Raw genomic sequence first — 17,047 nt, 5'->3', positions numbered from 1 at the left:
CACAGCACTGACAAAATCTATACCCTGTTAATACACGATACATATGAAGGATCACCTATCGATGAAATTCAGACCCACTCAGATCTGCTCCTCGATTCGACTCACAGTTGTCGCAGTCTTTATCCTGGCAACCACCCTGATTGCAACGGTCGCCATCGGGCTACAGTACTACTTCAGTGCCTCCATGGCCCGGGATGCAGCAACAAACCTCTACACTGCCACCGCCAATAACGTCGCCCTTAAGCTCGAAGGGATCAACAGAATCAATAGCAGTGTAATTGCGTTGCTCGCCGATAACTCTGATCTGCAATCCCCACATCGCAAAATGGCACAAATAAAATTTTTTACCAAAGTGCTGCAGGAAAACCCTCTGCTCTATGGTGTTTACGTGGGCAGGCCTGACGGAACTCTCTTCGAGGTCATCAATCTCAATACCAATCCGAATGCGCGAAAAAAACTGCTGGCCCTGCCCTCTGACCGTTGGGTAACTCTGTCGGTGCGCAACATGGATGGTGGGCAACAGCGGATTTTCCGCTATCTGGACGATGGGTTAAAGCCTCGAGCAACACGCTCAGAGCCAGCCAGCTACAACGCCACAATCCGCCCCTGGTACCGCAAAGCGATAGATTCGGGAAGGGTCGAGATCTCCGATCCATACCTGTTTTCACATCTCGGGGTTCCCGGCTACACAGTATCCAAGCAGCTCACTAATAGAAAGGGCGTGGTTGGGATAGATATGACGCTCTCGACCATCTCTCACTATCTGGATAGCCTCCGGGTATCAGATAATAGCGATATCTATCTTTATAACGCCGAGGGTCTGGTGGTCGCATCCGATGTTTCCCACCAACAGCAGAGCCGCACTCCACCAGCTCCCAAGATAGTACTGACCCCGGATGAGCGAGCATACCTGAGCTCCCTTGGAACCCTCAAATCCTCCAGTGAACAGGACTGGCCCCCCATCGACTATACCCAGCAGGGTAAGCCCAGCGGTTATTCCATTGATCTGGTATCCACCCTGGCAAAAAGCCTGGGGATCCCGGTTAAATTTGTGAACGGCTACACCTGGCCTGAACTGGTAAAAATGTTCAGAGAGGGCGAACTTGATCTGTTGCATTCGGTAGCGCTGACCGACAACAACCGGGCATGGGGTCTGCCTGGAAAATCCTATGTATCCTTGCCCTTTGCCGTTCTGACCCGCAAAGGGGCTCCCCCGGTCCACAGCCTGGACGATCTTAATGGAAAAACCCTGGCAATTCCCAGCGGATGGTCAATCCTGCCACTGGTCAGAAAAGCTCACCCCCGGTTAAATATCCTCGAAGTCTCCTCCACCCTCGACGGAATAAAAAAGGTCGCCGCAGGTAAGGCCGATGCCATGCTCGATATGGGAGCCATCATGCGCTACCTGGTCCGCCACTATTACATCGAAGGCGTGGTATTTAACGATGACATCAGCATGGGACTGGCTCACACCCCGGATAAACTACATATTTTCTCTGCAAGCGATAAACCCATGCTGAGAAAGCTGCTGGACCGGGCAATCGACGCGGCCCTGGAGCAGCGCAGCGAAGAGCTGAACGACAAATGGTTAACCGGAGGGGGTAGCAAAGAGCAGAGCTACGCTCAGACCGTTCCCTCCAAGGTATTGCTAAACATAGCCCATGCTCCTGAGTTACGAGGAAAACTGGCTGAAACCTCGATCCATGGGAAACAGTACTTTATCTATGCCACCCAGACAGGGAGATCGGCCAGCAACTCGCTATACATAGGGATCCTGACCCCGGTCAATACGGTCATGGCGCCCTTCAAAGAAAAGATCACCTTCTCGATTCTGATCACCGCCGCCCTGTTGTTACTGCTACTGCCCATGTCGTGGCTGTTCGCTAACCCCATCGTGCGCCCGGTGCGACTGCTGGCCGACGAAAATGATAAAGTTCGGCGACTGAAGTTTAACGAGGTACGCCTTGTCCCCACCCATATCCGGGAATTGGGCGAGCTTTCTGAGTCGATGGTTAAGATGTCAGACTCCATTCAGGCACATCAACTCGCCCAGAGAGAGCTGATGGATGCGATTATCCAGTTGATTGCCCGGGCCATCGATGACAAATCGCCCTATACCGCGGGTCACTGTGAGAGAGTCCCCGAGCTTGCCCTCATGCTTGCCGATGCCGCAACCCGTAGTGAAGCCACGGCTTTTAAAGAGTTTCAGCTGGACGATGAAACTCAATGGCGAGAGTACCGCACCGCGGCCTGGCTCCATGACTGTGGCAAGATCACCACGCCTGAGCATGTCGTCGATAAAGGCAGCAAACTGGAAACCATATACAACCGGATCCATGAGATCCGGATGCGCTTCGAAGTCTTATTCAGGGATGCAGAGCTGGCCTATCTGAAAAAGCTCATGGAGAGCCCTGAGAAGCAGCAGCAACTTCAGGCTGAATTAACCAGCCAGCAGGCCCAGCTACAGTCCGACTTTAAATTTGTCGCCGAGTGTAATATCGGTGGAGAGTTCCTGGATGATGACAAAAAGCAGCGACTTACAGAGATAGGAGAAAAGAGATGGCTGCGGCAGTTTGACGATCGGATTGGCCTGTCACCCGTTGAGGAACGCCGCTTACCCGAGGGCGAAGCATCATCCCTGCCAGTAACAGAAAAGCTGCTGGCAGATAAACCGGAGCATATCACCCTGCACTCTGGCTCGGACTCAACGGACTATGATTCAAAGTTCGGCATCAATATGCAAAGACCTGAGCACCTCTACAACCAGGGAGAAATATACAACCTCTCTATCTCCCGTGGAACCCTCACCCCGGAGGAGCGCTTCAAGATCAATGAGCACATCAATAGTACTATCGGAATGCTGGAAAGCCTGCCCTTCCCCGAGGAGATGAAAAATGTTCCTCGCTATGCCTCGACCCACCACGAAGCGATGGATGGAAGTGGTTACCCACGTCAGCTATCGGGTGAGCAACTAAGCATCCCCGAGCGATTACTCTGTATTGCCGACATATTCGAAGCCCTGACCGCCTCCGATCGCCCCTACAAGAAGGCAAACTCGATCAGTGTAGCCATCGATATTCTTTACAAAAAGGTGCAGAACAAGCAGATCGATCGCGATTGTTTTGAGCTATTTCTCACCGAGGGTGTTTACCTGAAATACGCCGAACGCTACTTGGACAGGGAGCAGATTGATGAGGTGGAGATCGCTAGGTATCTGAAGCAGTAACACCGGGTTTTAAGCTGGAGTGGCCAAAGCCTCTAAGCTCGTTATGCCTGCATCCATGCAGGCATAGCTTTTGGTGTATAAAGGTATATGCCAAGCAGATGCTTATAGATCGGTGATAGCCAGGTTGAGGCCCGCTCCGGCAAACGAGTTACTGCCATTCACGTTGCCAAACACCACTAGCCCAAGGGCAAAGTGACGACTCATGCTCCACATGATCTGACTCTCCAGCGCCAGGCCAAGCTCGCGGTTGGTCGATTCATTGCTCCCCTCCTGGCGGCCCTGAACATAAGAGGGGCCAAGGCTCATGGTGGCAAAGCCTAGAGCCCCCTGGCCAATCACTCCATAACGCAGGGAGCCCGCCGAAGCATAGCCATCAGAACCATTACCACAAGAGGAGTTAAATAACCCCGTCATCGCACAGTCATTAAATAGCTGCCCACTGCTGGAAGTCCCATCGATCCCCAGCGACCAGAAGTGATTGTCATCCGTCTTGCCATTAATTGCCAGGGTATTGGCGAAGCCATGCATGCTGGAATGGGTGCTGCTATAACCCATGCTGTAATTGATCCAACCCGGATCCGGCCTGTCACCGGCAACGGCCTGCCCAGCACCAATTAACAGTAGCAGACCAGCCGCCACCGGAGTCATCCACCTTGCACCACCCGGGTATCCCATCTTTAACTTCCTCGATTACGTTTTCCAACTGAGCTTTTACCATATTATCCGGATAAGGCAAAAAATAACCGAGTTACAGACGACTTAAGTTAGCGTTAGCAGGCTTCACCAGCCGGAACCTTGATCTCCTTGGCACCAACCAGACTCCAGATCTGGGAAACAAGTACTCCACAGATGGTCATGGCAGAACCAAGCAGCTCAATCTCCCCTAACCTCTCTCCAAGAATAAGCATCGCCAAAATCGCACTGAATACCGGAATAAGGTTCATAAAAATAGTGGCCCGGCTCGCCCCAAGTCGAGCGACACCATGCATCCACAGGTAGGGTGCCGCCAATGAGGCCAGCAATCCCGCATAACCGATAAGACCCCAGGCCTTACCATGGATCTGATAATCTTGTGAATGCAGGAAAACAGGAACCAGTAGCAGCACAGCCCATACGACCTGGCCATACAGAGAGACCCAGACCGGAAGATCCATCTTCCACTGCTTTAACAGCAGGCTATACAGAGAGTAACTGGTCACGGCTAACAGCATCAGGGCATCTCCCATAACCAAGCCATGGGTCACAAGCTTCATCGGCGAGCCTTTGCTCACAAGGAGCACAACCCCGGCCAAAGAAATGAGTGAACCGATAACCCCGGAAGTGCTTAGCTTATGTCGAAACAGGGCAGCCCCCAACAGCAGGGTAAACACGGGTAGAAGCGCCACCATCACACTAATCTCAGTGGCGCTAATGGTCTCAGCCGCAACATAGGCCAGGCACTGAAACATCACCATCCCGAGCCCACCTAAAATAAACAGGCGCCACCAGTTAGCCTTTACCTGGGGCCAATGGCGAAGTAGCTGCGGCAGACAAAAAGGTGTCAGGATCAGAGCCGCTAAAAACCAGCGATAAAAGGAGATAGCCTCGGGAGAGATAGCCCCGACGGCAAGTTTATTCACAATCATATTGCCTGACCAAAAGAGTACGGCCAGCAGAGGGAGCATAAGATTCATAGGGGTGACTCAGAAATGATAAGAGGCCCTAGATTGCCATGACCCATTTAATATGAATAATGAATTTAAGACACAGTATACGACGCATCGGACAAGATCATGGCAAACTACCAGCCCATCAGTGAGTTTTCATCTCCTCTGTGTTTTCAGTACGAGATGTTTCATCAAACCACAGAGATCCCGCCCCACAGTCACCCATGGGGACAGCTCAATACAATTGATCAGGGGATCATGGAGATCCTGATTACAGATGAGAAGCTGATCGCTCCAAGTGACTATGGGATCTGGGTTCCAGCCGATGTGGAGCACTCAAGCCTGTATAAACAAACTCAGCTCTACTGCTCTATCTATATCGATCCGGCTCTGGGACAGCTCCCCGATAAGCCCTGCATCCTGGCTCTGGAGCCCTTGACCCGGGAGCTTTTGAAAAAATTCTCGACCCTCGGGCTCAGTCATCTCGAAAACGATAAGCAGCGCCGGATGGCAAGGGTGTTGATCGATCAATTGGAAGAGGCCCCCTGTATCGCTCGCTATCTGCCTAACACACAAAACAAATTGCTGGCTCCCATTCTCAGCTATCTTCAGGAGCATCCGGGAGACAGCCGCAGCCAGAAACAGTGGGCACAAAGCGCTTTTACCACGGAGAGAACCCTGGCTCGCCACTGCCAGAAGGAGCTCGGGATGACATTTAATGAATGGCGTCAGCGACTACGCTTTATCACCGCACTCCGCCTGTTAAAGGAGTCGCACTCCATCCAGGAGATCGCCTTTGAGCTGGGTTACAGCTCATCATCAGCCTTTATCAGCATGTTCCGTCGCCATGCCGGAACCTCACCCGAGCAGTACAGCAGGCAATGGCACCAGTAAGGCATCTTTGTGGCATCACGCAAGAAGTGGACGAACTGCAGAAACGAAACAGGAAAGGTTCGGAGTTCATAAACGAAAAAAGCCTCATCTTTCGATGAGGCTTCTCGGATAATGGCGGAGCGGACGGGACTCGAACCCGCGACCCCCGGCGTGACAGGCCGGTATTCTAACCAACTGAACTACCGCTCCAAACTTTTTGCCTTCAGATTTTTCGAAAATCTGAAAACTAAAATCAAAGTCTGGCGATGACCTACTCTCACATGGGAACCCCCACACTACCATCGGCGCTACGGCGTTTCACTTCTGAGTTCGGAATGGGATCAGGTGGGGCCACCGCGCTATGGTCGCCAGACAAAAAACTTAAATCCAGAAAGTGATTAATTCGTTCTCAAGACACACAAGCGTCTCTCACTTGGGTGTTGTATGGTTAAGCCTCTCGGGTCATTAGTACAGGTTAGCTCAACGCCTCACAACGCTTACACACCCTGCCTATCAACGTCCTAGTCTCGGACGGCCCTTCAGAAGACTTATAGTCTTAGGGATGACTCATCTTGAGGCCTGCTTCCCGCTTAGATGCTTTCAGCGGTTATCAGTTCCACACGTAGCTACCGGGCAGTGCCACTGGCGTGACAACCCGAACACCAGAGGTGTGTTCACTCCGGTCCTCTCGTACTAGGAGCAACTCCTCTCAATCATCCAACGCCCACGGCAGATAGGGACCGAACTGTCTCACGACGTTCTGAACCCAGCTCGCGTACCACTTTAAATGGCGAACAGCCATACCCTTGGGACCTGCTCCAGCCCCAGGATGTGATGAGCCGACATCGAGGTGCCAAACACCGCCGTCGATATGAACTCTTGGGCGGTATCAGCCTGTTATCCCCGGAGTACCTTTTATCCGTTGAGCGATGGCCCTTCCATTCAGAACCACCGGATCACTATGACCTACTTTCGTACCTGCTCGACGTGTCTGTCTCGCAGTTAAGCGGGCTTATGCCATTGCACTAACCGTACGATGTCCGACCGTACTTAGCCCACCTTCGTGCTCCTCCGTTACTCTTTGGGAGGAGACCGCCCCAGTCAAACTACCCACCAGACACTGTCCCTAATCCAGATAATGGACCGAGGTTAGAACATCAAACATGCAAGGGTGGTATTTCAAGGATGGCTCCACGATAACTGGCGTTACCGCTTCGAAGCCTCCCACCTATCCTGCACATGCAGGCTCAATGTTCAGTGCCAAGCTGTAGTAAAGGTTCACGGGGTCTTTCCGTCTAGCCGCGGGTACACTGCATCTTCACAGCGATTTCAATTTCACTGAGTCTCGGGTGGAGACAGCGTGGCCATGGTTACACCATTCGTGCAGGTCGGAACTTACCCGACAAGGAATTTCGCTACCTTAGGACCGTTATAGTTACGGCCGCCGTTTACCGGGGCTTCGATCAACCGCTTCTCCCGAGGGATAACGACATCAATTAACCTTCCGGCACCGGGCAGGTGTCACACCGTATACGTCCTCTTTCGAGTTTGCACAGTGCTGTGTTTTTGATAAACAGTCCCAGCCACCTGGTCACTGCGACCACCGACAGCTCCATCCGCAAGGGACTTCACCATCAGCGGCGTACCTTCTCCCGAAGTTACGGTACTATTTTGCCTAGTTCCTTCACCCGAGTTCTCTCAAGCGCCTTGGTATTCTCTACCCGACCACCTGTGTCGGTTTGGGGTACGATTCTCTGTAATCTGAAGCTTAGAAGCTTTTCCCGGAAGCAGGGTATCAATGGCTTCCATCCCGTAGGATGTTCGTCTCGTGTCTCAGCCTAATGAGCGTCCGGATTTACCTAAACACTCAGCCTACGCACTTTCACCAGGACAACCAACGCCTGGCCCACCTAACCTTCTCCGTCCCTCCATCGCAATTACAGCGAGTACAGGAATATTAACCTGTTTCCCATCGACTACGCCTTTCGGCCTCGCCTTAGGGGTCGACTCACCCTGCCCCGATTAACGTTGGACAGGAACCCTTGGTCTTTCGGCGTGGAGGTTTTTCACCCCCATTATCGTTACTCATGTCAGCATTCGCACTTCTGATACCTCCAGCAGACTTCTCAATCCACCTTCACAGGCTTACAGAACGCTCCCCTACCCAGCATAACTAGTATGCTGCCGCAGCTTCGGTGTATCACTTAGCCCCGTTACATCTTCCGCGCAGGCCGACTCGACCAGTGAGCTATTACGCTTTCTTTAAATGATGGCTGCTTCTAAGCCAACATCCTGGCTGTCTGGGCCTTCCCACATCGTTTCCCACTTAGTGATAACTTTGGGACCTTAGCTGGCGGTCTGGGTTGTTTCCCTCTCCACAACGAACGTTAGCACCCGCTGTGTGTCTCCCGGATAGTACTTATTGGTATTCGGAGTTTGCATCGGGTTGGTAAGTCGGGATGACCCCCTAGCCGAAACAGTGCTCTACCCCCAATAGTATTCGTCCGAGGCGCTACCTAAATAGCTTTCGGGGAGAACCAGCTATCTCCCGGTTTGATTGGCCTTTCACCCCCAGCCACAGGTCATCCCCTAACTTTGCAACGTTAGTGGGTTCGGTCCTCCAGTTGATGTTACTCAACCTTCAACCTGCCCATGGCTAGATCACCGGGTTTCGGGTCTACTCCCAGCGACTATTCGCCCAGTTAAGACTCGGTTTCCCTACGGCTCCCCTATTCGGTTAACCTCGCCACTGAAAGTAACTCGCTGACCCATTATACAAAAGGTACGCAGTCACACCCCGAAGGATGCTCCCACTGCTTGTACGTACACGGTTTCAGGTTCTATTTCACTCCCCTCACAGGGGTTCTTTTCGCCTTTCCCTCACGGTACTGGTTCACTATCGGTCAATCAGGAGTATTTAGCCTTGGAGGATGGTCCCCCCATGTTCAGTCAAGATACCACGTGTCCCGACCTACTCGATTTCATTCAATATTCGCTTACGTGTACGGGGCTATCACCCTCTATTGCCGGACTTTCCAGACCGTTCCACTTGCTCATATCAAACTTAAGGGCTAATCCCCGTTCGCTCGCCGCTACTTAGGGAATCTCGGTTGATTTCTTTTCCTCCGGGTACTTAGATGTTTCAGTTCCCCGGGTTCGCCTCTACATGCCTATGTATTCAGCATGAGATACTCACTAAAGTGAGTGGGTTTCCCCATTCGGACATGGTTGGCTATAACGCTTCTTACCAGCTCACCAACCCTTTTCGCAGGTTAGCACGTCCTTCATCGCCTCTGATTGCCAAGGCATCCACCGTGTACGCTTAGTCACTTAACCATACAACCCCAAATGAACTCAGGGTCATAAAGCAACTAATGTATTAGTTGTTTTCCGCCTCAAGTTTCCAAGACACTTGTTATGTCTAAAGAACTTTGAATTTAATCAGCTTTCCAGATTTTTAAAGAACAAGACTTTCTATACAAGAAAAGTCACAGAGATACATCAATGCATCTCTCTGACTTCTCGAGAATTGGTGGAGCTATGCGGGATCGAACCGCAGACCTCCTGCGTGCAAAGCAGGCGCTCTCCCAGCTGAGCTATAGCCCCAACTCTATGTCATACCAATTCCTTTCGAGACAAGGCATGAAATGAGGACGATTAGTTCACTAAGCGACGATTTTCATAACGATGCATCGGAATGAATTGGTGGGTCTGAGTAGATTTGAACTACCGACCTCACCCTTATCAGGGGTGCGCTCTAACCAACTGAGCTACAGACCCATAGAAACTCTTATATAAATCGAACAGTACAATCTGTGTGGACACTAGCATGATAAAGCGCATAGGTAAGGAGGTGATCCAACCCCAGGTTCCCCTAGGGTTACCTTGTTACGACTTCACCCCAGTCATGAATCACAAAGTGGTAAGCGCCCTCCCGAAGGTTAAGCTACCTACTTCTTTTGCAACCCACTCCCATGGTGTGACGGGCGGTGTGTACAAGGCCCGGGAACGTATTCACCGTGACATTCTGATTCACGATTACTAGCGATTCCGACTTCATGGAGTCGAGTTGCAGACTCCAATCCGGACTACGACGGACTTTATGGGATTCGCTTACCCTCGCGAGTTCGCTGCCCTTTGTATCCGCCATTGTAGCACGTGTGTAGCCCACCCCGTAAGGGCCATGATGACTTGACGTCGTCCCCACCTTCCTCCGGTTTATCACCGGCAGTCTCCACAGAGTCCCCAACTTAATGATGGTAACTGTGAACAAGGGTTGCGCTCGTTGCGGGACTTAACCCAACATCTCACGACACGAGCTGACGACAGCCATGCAGCACCTGTATCTGAGTTCCCGAAGGCACTAATCCATCTCTGGAAAATTCTCAGTATGTCAAGGGGTGGTAAGGTTCTTCGCGTTGCATCGAATTAAACCACATGCTCCACCGCTTGTGCGGGCCCCCGTCAATTCATTTGAGTTTTAACCTTGCGGCCGTACTCCCCAGGCGGTCAACTTAACGCGTTAGCTCCGAAACCCACAACTTATAGTCACAAGCTTCAAGTTGACATCGTTTACAGCGTGGACTACCAGGGTATCTAATCCTGTTTGCTCCCCACGCTTTCGCATCTGAGTGTCAGTCTCTGACCAGGGGGCCGCCTTCGCCACTGGTATTCCTTCCGATCTCTACGCATTTCACCGCTACACCGGAAATTCTACCCCCCTCTCCAGGACTCTAGTCTGCCAGTTCCAAATGCTATTCCGGGGTTGAGCCCCGGGCTTTCACATCTGGCTTAACAGACCACCTGCATGCGCTTTACGCCCAGTAATTCCGATTAACGCTTGCACCCTCCGTATTACCGCGGCTGCTGGCACGGAGTTAGCCGGTGCTTCTTCTGCGAGTAACGTCACAGATACGTAGTATTAATACGCACCCTTTCCTCCTCGCTGAAAGTGCTTTACAACCCGAAGGCCTTCTTCACACACGCGGCATGGCTGCATCAGGGTTTCCCCCATTGTGCAATATTCCCCACTGCTGCCTCCCGTAGGAGTCTGGGCCGTGTCTCAGTCCCAGTGTGGCTGATCATCCTCTCAAACCAGCTAGAGATCGTCGCCTTGGTGAGCCTTTACCTCACCAACTAGCTAATCTCACATAGACTCATCCAATCGCAAGAGGCCCGAAGGTCCCCTCTTTCCCCCGAAGGGCTTATGCGGTATTAGCCACCGTTTCCAGTGGTTATCCCCCTCAACTGGGCAGATTTCTATGCATTACTCACCCGTCCGCCGCTCGACGCCGAAGTAGCAAGCTACTCCTCGTTTCCGCTCGACTTGCATGTGTTAGGCCTGCCGCCAGCGTTCAATCTGAGCCATGATCAAACTCTTCAATTTAAATCATTGCTCTCTTTAATCACTGAATTAACTTATATAGTCACTCAACAATAGAAAGAGATAAAATATGTTTTATCGCTTCAATTCATTGCGAGTGCCCACACAGATTGCCTGTTCTAATTTTTAAAGAGCGAACCTTAATCTCGTTAAGGTTTTGACCTTGAACACTCAGCGTTTGTCGCCGTGTGCCCCGTCAGTGAGAGCGCATTATAGAGATCTCGTTTCCCGGCGCAAGGGGTTTTTATAAAGTTTTTTTCGTTCGCTCAAAAAGCATACAAAAGACAGTTTAAAGGCATTTTTTCGATCATTATTCACACAGAAACTTAACTTCAGCCCCTCAACAAAGTAACTGTTCCAATAAGTAGAGAACTAAAGCAACTGCCGCTTACGGCTCAAGCCCACTTTGAGTCAGCTTTCTATGTTCTTGAAGAAGAGATAGTGATACCAGACAGCCAGAGTCTACCGGTGATGATAGTCGACACCCTTGAGTTCGATAGGCGAGTGAGTGGCATGTCTGCAGGCTACTGCCGCAGTATTAGAGGCTGAAGCTACCCGGAAGCTCTCTCTTCATCGCTCAGAAAAAAGAAAAGGCGGGCTAAGCCCACCTTTTACTCGTCTATATAGAAGGTCCCAAATCTAGCTGCGGCTATTATCCTGCAACACCTTTTGCGCATCCTTCTCCAGATCGCTCATTCCAAGCTTCTGGTAGGACTTGATCATGATCTCAAGTGCAGGCTTTAACTGAGGGGTATCCGGATAGAGCTTCACCACCTGCTTGCCACGGTTGGCCGCCGCAACGAAGGCACCACGTCTGAAGTAATAGTCAGCAACCGCCAGGTCGTAACGGGCCAGCCTGTCTTTGAGGAAGATCATCCGAGCTCTGGCGTCCGCCGCATAACGGCTATTGGGATATTGAGTCAGCAGCAGCTTGAAATCCGCAAAGGCCTGACGCGAATAAGCAGGATCGCGATCGAAGCGATCCATGTTGAACAGATCCTGCAGGAAGTTACTATCTGCCGCCATGTCGGTCAGGCCACGCATATAGTAGACATAATCAATGGAGGGGTCGGTTGGGTTCAGGCGGATGAAGCGATCAATATTCGCCAGGGCCTGGGCCGTATCCCCTTTTTTGTAATAGGCATAGATCAGTTCAAGCTGGACCTGCTTCGAGTAAGCTCCGAAGGGGTAACGGGAGTCAAGCGCTTCCAGTACATCAATCGCTCCGGCAAAATCACCATCTTTGAGCTGCTGTTGCGCCTCTTGATAGAGAATATCGGGGGATTTATCGGCGATCACCTTCTTAGTGGATGAGCATCCTGTGACAACAAAGGCAACCAGAGCCGTGATCAGTAGCAGACGAAGCTTATTTCCCATGAGTTTATCTACACCTTTTAATTTTGTTGGCAAAGTATCCTTTAAGCTTGGACAAAAGAAAAGCTAAAATGGCTAACTTATATTTAGAGAAACAATGATAGCTCAAGAGAGAGTCAATGAGCCAACAGATACAACTTACTGGAGAGATCCAGCCACAACATCACGGCCAACGTCTGGACCAGGTCCTTGCTGATCTTTTCAGTGACTATTCCCGCAGCCGGATAAAATCCTGGATCCAGGATGGCGTGGTGCACCTTGATGGCTCCCCCATCAACAAGCCCAGAGAGAAGGTCACCGTCGGACAGGTGGTGACCATTGATGTCACCATAGAGGATGAGGGTCGTTGGGAGCCGCAGCCAATCGAGCTTGATGTGGTTTATGAAGATGATCAACTGATCGTCATCAATAAGCCTGCCGGTCTGGTGGTCCATCCCGGAGCAGGCACCCCGGATGGAACCGTGCTCAATGGCCTGCTGCACCGCTATCCTGAGCTTTCGGATGTCCCGCGGGCCGGCATTGTGCACCGGCTGGATAAAGATACCACGGGCTTGATGGTAGTCGCCCGTACCATTATTTCTCAGACGGCCCTGGTCGCAGCCCTGCAGGATCGCTTGATCACTCGTGAATATGAGGCGGTTGCCATAGGTCATATCACGGCAGGAGGCAGCGTTGACGAGCCGATCGGTCGCCACTCGCGCAAGCGGACCTGTATGGCGGTCACGCCTTTCGGTAAGCCGGCGGTGACCCACTATCGGATTGCCGAGCATTTTCGGGCCCACACTTATCTGAGATTACGTCTGGAAAGTGGCCGGACCCACCAGATCCGGGTGCACATGGCTCATCTGCGTCATCCCCTGGTGGGTGACCCTCTGTATGGTGGGCGTTTGCAACTGCCGACCCACTCCTCTGAAGAACTAACCCAAACTCTGCGAGGATTTAAGCGTCAGGCCCTACACGCCACCATGCTCCAGCTCAAACATCCGGTCACGGGCGAGATGATGCAGTGGAACGCCGAGACGCCTCAAGACATGGTTCATCTGTTAGATGTGCTGCGTGAAGATAAAGAGCTTAACCGGGATCAGATCGATTGGCTGTGATCACTCCCGACTGGCCCGCCCCGGCCAATGTCCATGCCTTTAGCACCACCCGTCAGGGTGGTGTGAGCCGAGGCATCTACCAAAACCTGAATCTGGGCACGCACGTTGGAGATGAGCCTCAGGACGTCGCACAAAATCGCCAGCGACTTCAGGAGCTGCTTGGAGATGCTCAGCCTTGCTGGCTGGATCAGGTACATGGGACGGAACTGCTTGAACTCACGTCGGGTATCCAGGCGAGAAGCAGTGCCGATGGCAGCTATAGTTTTCATCCAAACCTGGCCTGTGTGGTGATGACCGCGGACTGTCTGCCGGTCCTGTTATGCAGGCTTGATGGTCAGGGTGTCAGTGCCATCCATGCCGGGTGGCGCGGCCTGTGCGGCGGGATCATTGAGAAGGCGGCCGCCAGACTGGGGCCACCCCGGGAGCTGATGGCCTGGCTTGGTCCGGCGATCGGCCCTGAATGCTTTGAAGTCGGCCCGGAGGTGGTTGAGGCGTTTTGCAACAAACAGCCTGAAGCCATTGATGCTTTTATCCAAAAGGGTGAGCGCTGGTACGGCTCACTGGAGAAGCTGGCGATGCAGCGCCTACAGCACTATGGTGTTGAGCAGATCTACAAGAGTGGACTGTGCACCTATTCGGATCCTGAACGCTTTTACTCCTATCGCCGGGATGGTGAAACCGGGAGAATGGCCTCCCTGATCTGGTTTGATTAGTTTTTTTTATAACAAAGCTTGAAAAATGAGCTCCGTGTCCTCATATCCAGGGCATAGGCAAAAGCCATCGTTTATACGATAACTAATTTCAGAGAGGGACTAAATGCGACTAGACCGTTTAACTAGTAAATTTCAGTTGGCTCTGTCAGATGCACAGTCTCTGGCATTGGGCCGTGACCACCAATATATCGAACCCATTCATCTGATGCAGGCACTGCTCAACCAAGATGGTGGAGTGATGCGCAGCCTGCTGATGCTTTCAGGCGCAGAGGTTGCCAGCTTCCGCTCCCAACTGTCTGAGGCGCTGGATCGTCTGCCACGGGTTGATGGATTTGGTGGTGACGTACAGCTTTCACCTCAGTTAGGCCGACTGCTCAACCTGTGTGACAAGCTGGCACAGAAAAGAAATGATAAATATATTTCATCCGAACTCTTTGCGCTAGCCGCCGTTGAAGAGCGTGGAACCCTGGGCGATCTGCTCAAGGCTCAGCAGATCACCAAAGAGAAGATTGAAAAGGCGATCGATGAGATCCGCGGCGGACAGAATGTCGATGATCCAAACGCTGAGGAGAGCCGCCAGGCCCTGGAAAAATTTACCATAGATCTCACCGCCCGCGCCGAACAGGGGAAACTGGATCCAGTGATCGGCCGTGATGATGAGATCCGCCGTACCATCCAGGTTCTGCAGCGCCGAACCAAGAATAACCCGGTGCTGATCGGTGAGCCCGGGGTGGGTAAAACCGCGATTGTCGAAGGACTGGCTCAGCGGATCATCAATGGTGAGATCCCTGAAGGGCTCAAAAACAAGCGAGTCCTGAGCCTGGATATGGGGGCCTTGATCGCCGGAGCCAAATACCGGGGAGAATTTGAGGAGCGCCTCAAGTCAGTCCTCAATGAGCTAGCTCAGCAGGAAGGCAACATCATCCTGTTTATTGATGAACTGCATACCATGGTTGGCGCAGGTAAAGGCGAAGGCGCCATGGATGCCGGAAACATGCTCAAGCCTGCCCTGGCAAGGGGAGAGCTGCACTGTGTTGGCGCAACCACCCTGGATGAATACCGCCAGTATGTAGAAAAAGATGCGGCCCTGGAGCGTCGCTTCCAGAAGGTTCTGGTGGATGAGCCAAGCGTTGAAGATACCATTGCCATCTTGCGGGGTCTCAAAGAGCGTTACGAGCTGCATCATCATGTGCAGATCACGGATCCTGCGATCGTTGCGGCAGCGACTCTGTCCCATCGCTATATTTCGGATCGCCAGCTACCAGATAAGGCTATCGATCTCATCGATGAGGCGGCATCGAGTATCCGTCTGGAGATCGACTCCAAGCCGGAAGCCATGGATAAGCTGGAACGGCGGATCATTCAGCTTAAGCTGGAGCAGCAGGCGCTGATGAAAGAGGATGATGATGCCAGTAAGAAGCGCCTGGATCTGATTAACCAGGAGATCAACGAGAAGGATAAGAAATATTCCGAACTCGAAGAGGTCTGGAAAGCAGAAAAGGCTGCCCTGGCAGGCACCCAGCATATCAAGGGTGAGCTTGAGCAGGCTCGTCACGATCTGGAAGTGGCTCGCCGCGCCGGCGATCTGGGTCGGATGTCTGAGCTCCAGTATGGGCGAATACCTGATCTTGAGAAGCAGCTAGATCTCGCCTCTCAGGCCGAGATGCAGGAGCAGCAGCTGGTCAAAAGCCGAGTCACCGATGCCGAAATTGCCGAGGTCCTGTCCCGGGCTACCGGGATCCCGGTCAGCAAGATGCTCGAGGGTGAGCGTGAAAAACTGCTGAAGATGGAGGAGCACCTCCACCAGCGGGTCATCGGCCAGGAAGAAGCCGTGAGTGCGGTTTCTAATGCGCTGCGTCGTAGCCGCGCCGGCCTGTCCGATCCAAACCGCCCCATGGGATCATTTTTATTCCTCGGGCCAACCGGGGTCGGTAAGACCGAGCTGTGTAAGGCACTGGCCGAGTTCATGTTCGATAGCTCAGATGCTATGGTGCGGATCGATATGTCCGAGTTTATGGAGAAGCATTCGGTCGCTCGCCTGGTCGGGGCACCTCCGGGCTATGTCGGCTATGAGGAGGGGGATACCTGACCGAGGCGGTACGCCGTAAGCCTTACTCGGTGATCCTGCTCGATGAGGTAGAAAAAGCCCATCCGGATGTGTTTAACATCCTGCTGCAGGTGCTTGATGATGGTCGCCTGACCGACGGTCAGGGACGGACGGTCGATTTTCGCAACACGGTTGTGATCATGACCTCGAACCTAGGCTCGGACCTGATCCAGGAGCATCATGGACAGATTGACTATTCAGGCATGAAGGCGCTGATCATGGAGGTGGTTGGCCAGAGCTTCCGCCCCGAGTTTATCAACCGGATCGATGAGAGTGTGGTATTCCACCCTCTGAGCAGCGACAACATCAAGTCGATTGCCAAGATCCAGCTGCAGGGCCTGCTCAGTCGTATCGAAGAGAAGGGATACAAGGTTAAGCTCTCAGACCAACTACTGGAACAGATTTCAGAAGCTGGATTCGATCCCGTATTCGGGGCAAGGCCACTCAAGCGTGCGATTCAGCAACAGCTGGAGAACCCGCTGGCCCAGGCGATACTCTCCGGAAAGATTCAGCCGGAGCAGCCTGTCACCCTGGAGATGGGCAAGCAGGGCCTCAAGTTCAAGGCCCGCCGCGAATCAGCCAAGGCTTAAAACTAAAAAAACCGCTGCCAACTGGCAGCGGTTTT

The 17,047-nt window shown here is 52.4% G+C and carries 7 protein-coding genes, 3 tRNA genes, 3 rRNA genes and 1 pseudogene; 5 read left to right on the top strand and 9 right to left on the bottom strand.

The window, feature by feature from the left end:
- Positions 1-61: 61 nt before the first annotated feature.
- Positions 62-3,226 (top strand): HD domain-containing phosphohydrolase, encoded by a 3,165-nt coding sequence (locus DB847_RS01680; RefSeq protein WP_159084327.1) that lies wholly within the window; start codon positions 62-64, stop codon positions 3,224-3,226.
- A gap of 102 nt (positions 3,227-3,328) precedes the next feature.
- Here DB847_RS01680 and DB847_RS01675 read toward each other — a convergent pair whose 3' ends face one another.
- Together DB847_RS01675 and DB847_RS01670 are read right to left on the bottom strand one after the other, a co-directional pair.
- Positions 3,329-3,901 carry a hypothetical protein gene (locus tag DB847_RS01675; protein ID WP_108649151.1) on the bottom strand — a complete coding sequence of 191 codons (573 nt, stop codon included), beginning with the start codon at positions 3,899-3,901 and terminating at the stop codon, positions 3,329-3,331.
- A gap of 95 nt (positions 3,902-3,996) precedes the next feature.
- Positions 3,997-4,899 (bottom strand): DMT family transporter, encoded by a 903-nt coding sequence (locus DB847_RS01670; RefSeq protein WP_108649150.1) that lies wholly within the window; start codon positions 4,897-4,899, stop codon positions 3,997-3,999.
- A 99-nt stretch (positions 4,900-4,998) separates the two neighbouring features.
- On the opposite strand from DB847_RS01670, the gene DB847_RS01665 reads away from it, so the two are divergent.
- Complete coding sequence (locus tag DB847_RS01665) at positions 4,999-5,766, top strand: AraC family transcriptional regulator (RefSeq protein WP_108649149.1); 768 nt, start codon at positions 4,999-5,001, stop codon at positions 5,764-5,766.
- A gap of 112 nt (positions 5,767-5,878) precedes the next feature.
- Here the strand turns inward: DB847_RS01665 and DB847_RS01660 are convergent.
- The 7 genes from DB847_RS01660 to DB847_RS01630 all read right to left on the bottom strand — a co-directional run bounded on the left by DB847_RS01660 (position 5,879) and on the right by DB847_RS01630 (position 12,505).
- Positions 5,879-5,955, bottom strand: a tRNA-Asp gene (locus DB847_RS01660).
- A 48-nt stretch (positions 5,956-6,003) separates the two neighbouring features.
- Positions 6,004-6,118, bottom strand: a 5S ribosomal RNA gene (gene rrf / locus DB847_RS01655).
- A 71-nt stretch (positions 6,119-6,189) separates the two neighbouring features.
- Positions 6,190-9,081: ribosomal RNA gene (locus tag DB847_RS01650) — 23S ribosomal RNA — on the bottom strand.
- Positions 9,082-9,275: 194 nt separating this feature from the next.
- Positions 9,276-9,351 (bottom strand) — tRNA-Ala (locus DB847_RS01645).
- A gap of 97 nt (positions 9,352-9,448) precedes the next feature.
- Positions 9,449-9,525: transfer RNA gene (locus tag DB847_RS01640), tRNA-Ile, on the bottom strand.
- Positions 9,526-9,591: 66 nt separating this feature from the next.
- Positions 9,592-11,131 (bottom strand): 16S ribosomal RNA (locus DB847_RS01635).
- Together the 16S, 23S and 5S rRNA genes with 3 tRNA genes alongside form the textbook arrangement of a ribosomal RNA operon.
- 636 nt (positions 11,132-11,767) lie before the next feature.
- Positions 11,768-12,505, bottom strand: a complete 738-nt coding sequence (locus DB847_RS01630) for an outer membrane protein assembly factor BamD (protein ID WP_108649148.1) — start codon at positions 12,503-12,505, stop codon at positions 11,768-11,770.
- Positions 12,506-12,621: 116 nt separating this feature from the next.
- Between DB847_RS01630 and rluD the strand changes: the two genes are divergently transcribed.
- From rluD to clpB, 3 genes and pseudogenes are all read left to right on the top strand, one after another.
- Positions 12,622-13,602, top strand: coding sequence for a 23S rRNA pseudouridine(1911/1915/1917) synthase RluD (gene rluD, locus DB847_RS01625; RefSeq protein WP_108649147.1), 981 nt, complete (start codon positions 12,622-12,624; stop codon positions 13,600-13,602).
- Positions 13,593-14,315 carry a peptidoglycan editing factor PgeF gene (gene pgeF / locus DB847_RS01620; protein ID WP_108649146.1) on the top strand — a complete coding sequence of 241 codons (723 nt, stop codon included), beginning with the start codon at positions 13,593-13,595 and terminating at the stop codon, positions 14,313-14,315. The genes rluD and pgeF overlap by 10 nt, the downstream gene beginning before the upstream one ends.
- 103 nt (positions 14,316-14,418) lie before the next feature.
- Positions 14,419-17,012, top strand: a pseudogene (gene clpB / locus DB847_RS01615) (ATP-dependent chaperone ClpB).
- Positions 17,013-17,047 lie beyond the last annotated feature (35 nt).

It is taken from the genome of Dongshaea marina (assembly GCF_003072645.1).
Classification (GTDB): domain Bacteria; phylum Pseudomonadota; class Gammaproteobacteria; order Enterobacterales; family Aeromonadaceae; genus Dongshaea; species Dongshaea marina.
This window is presented reverse-complemented; position numbering and strand designations above follow the sequence as displayed.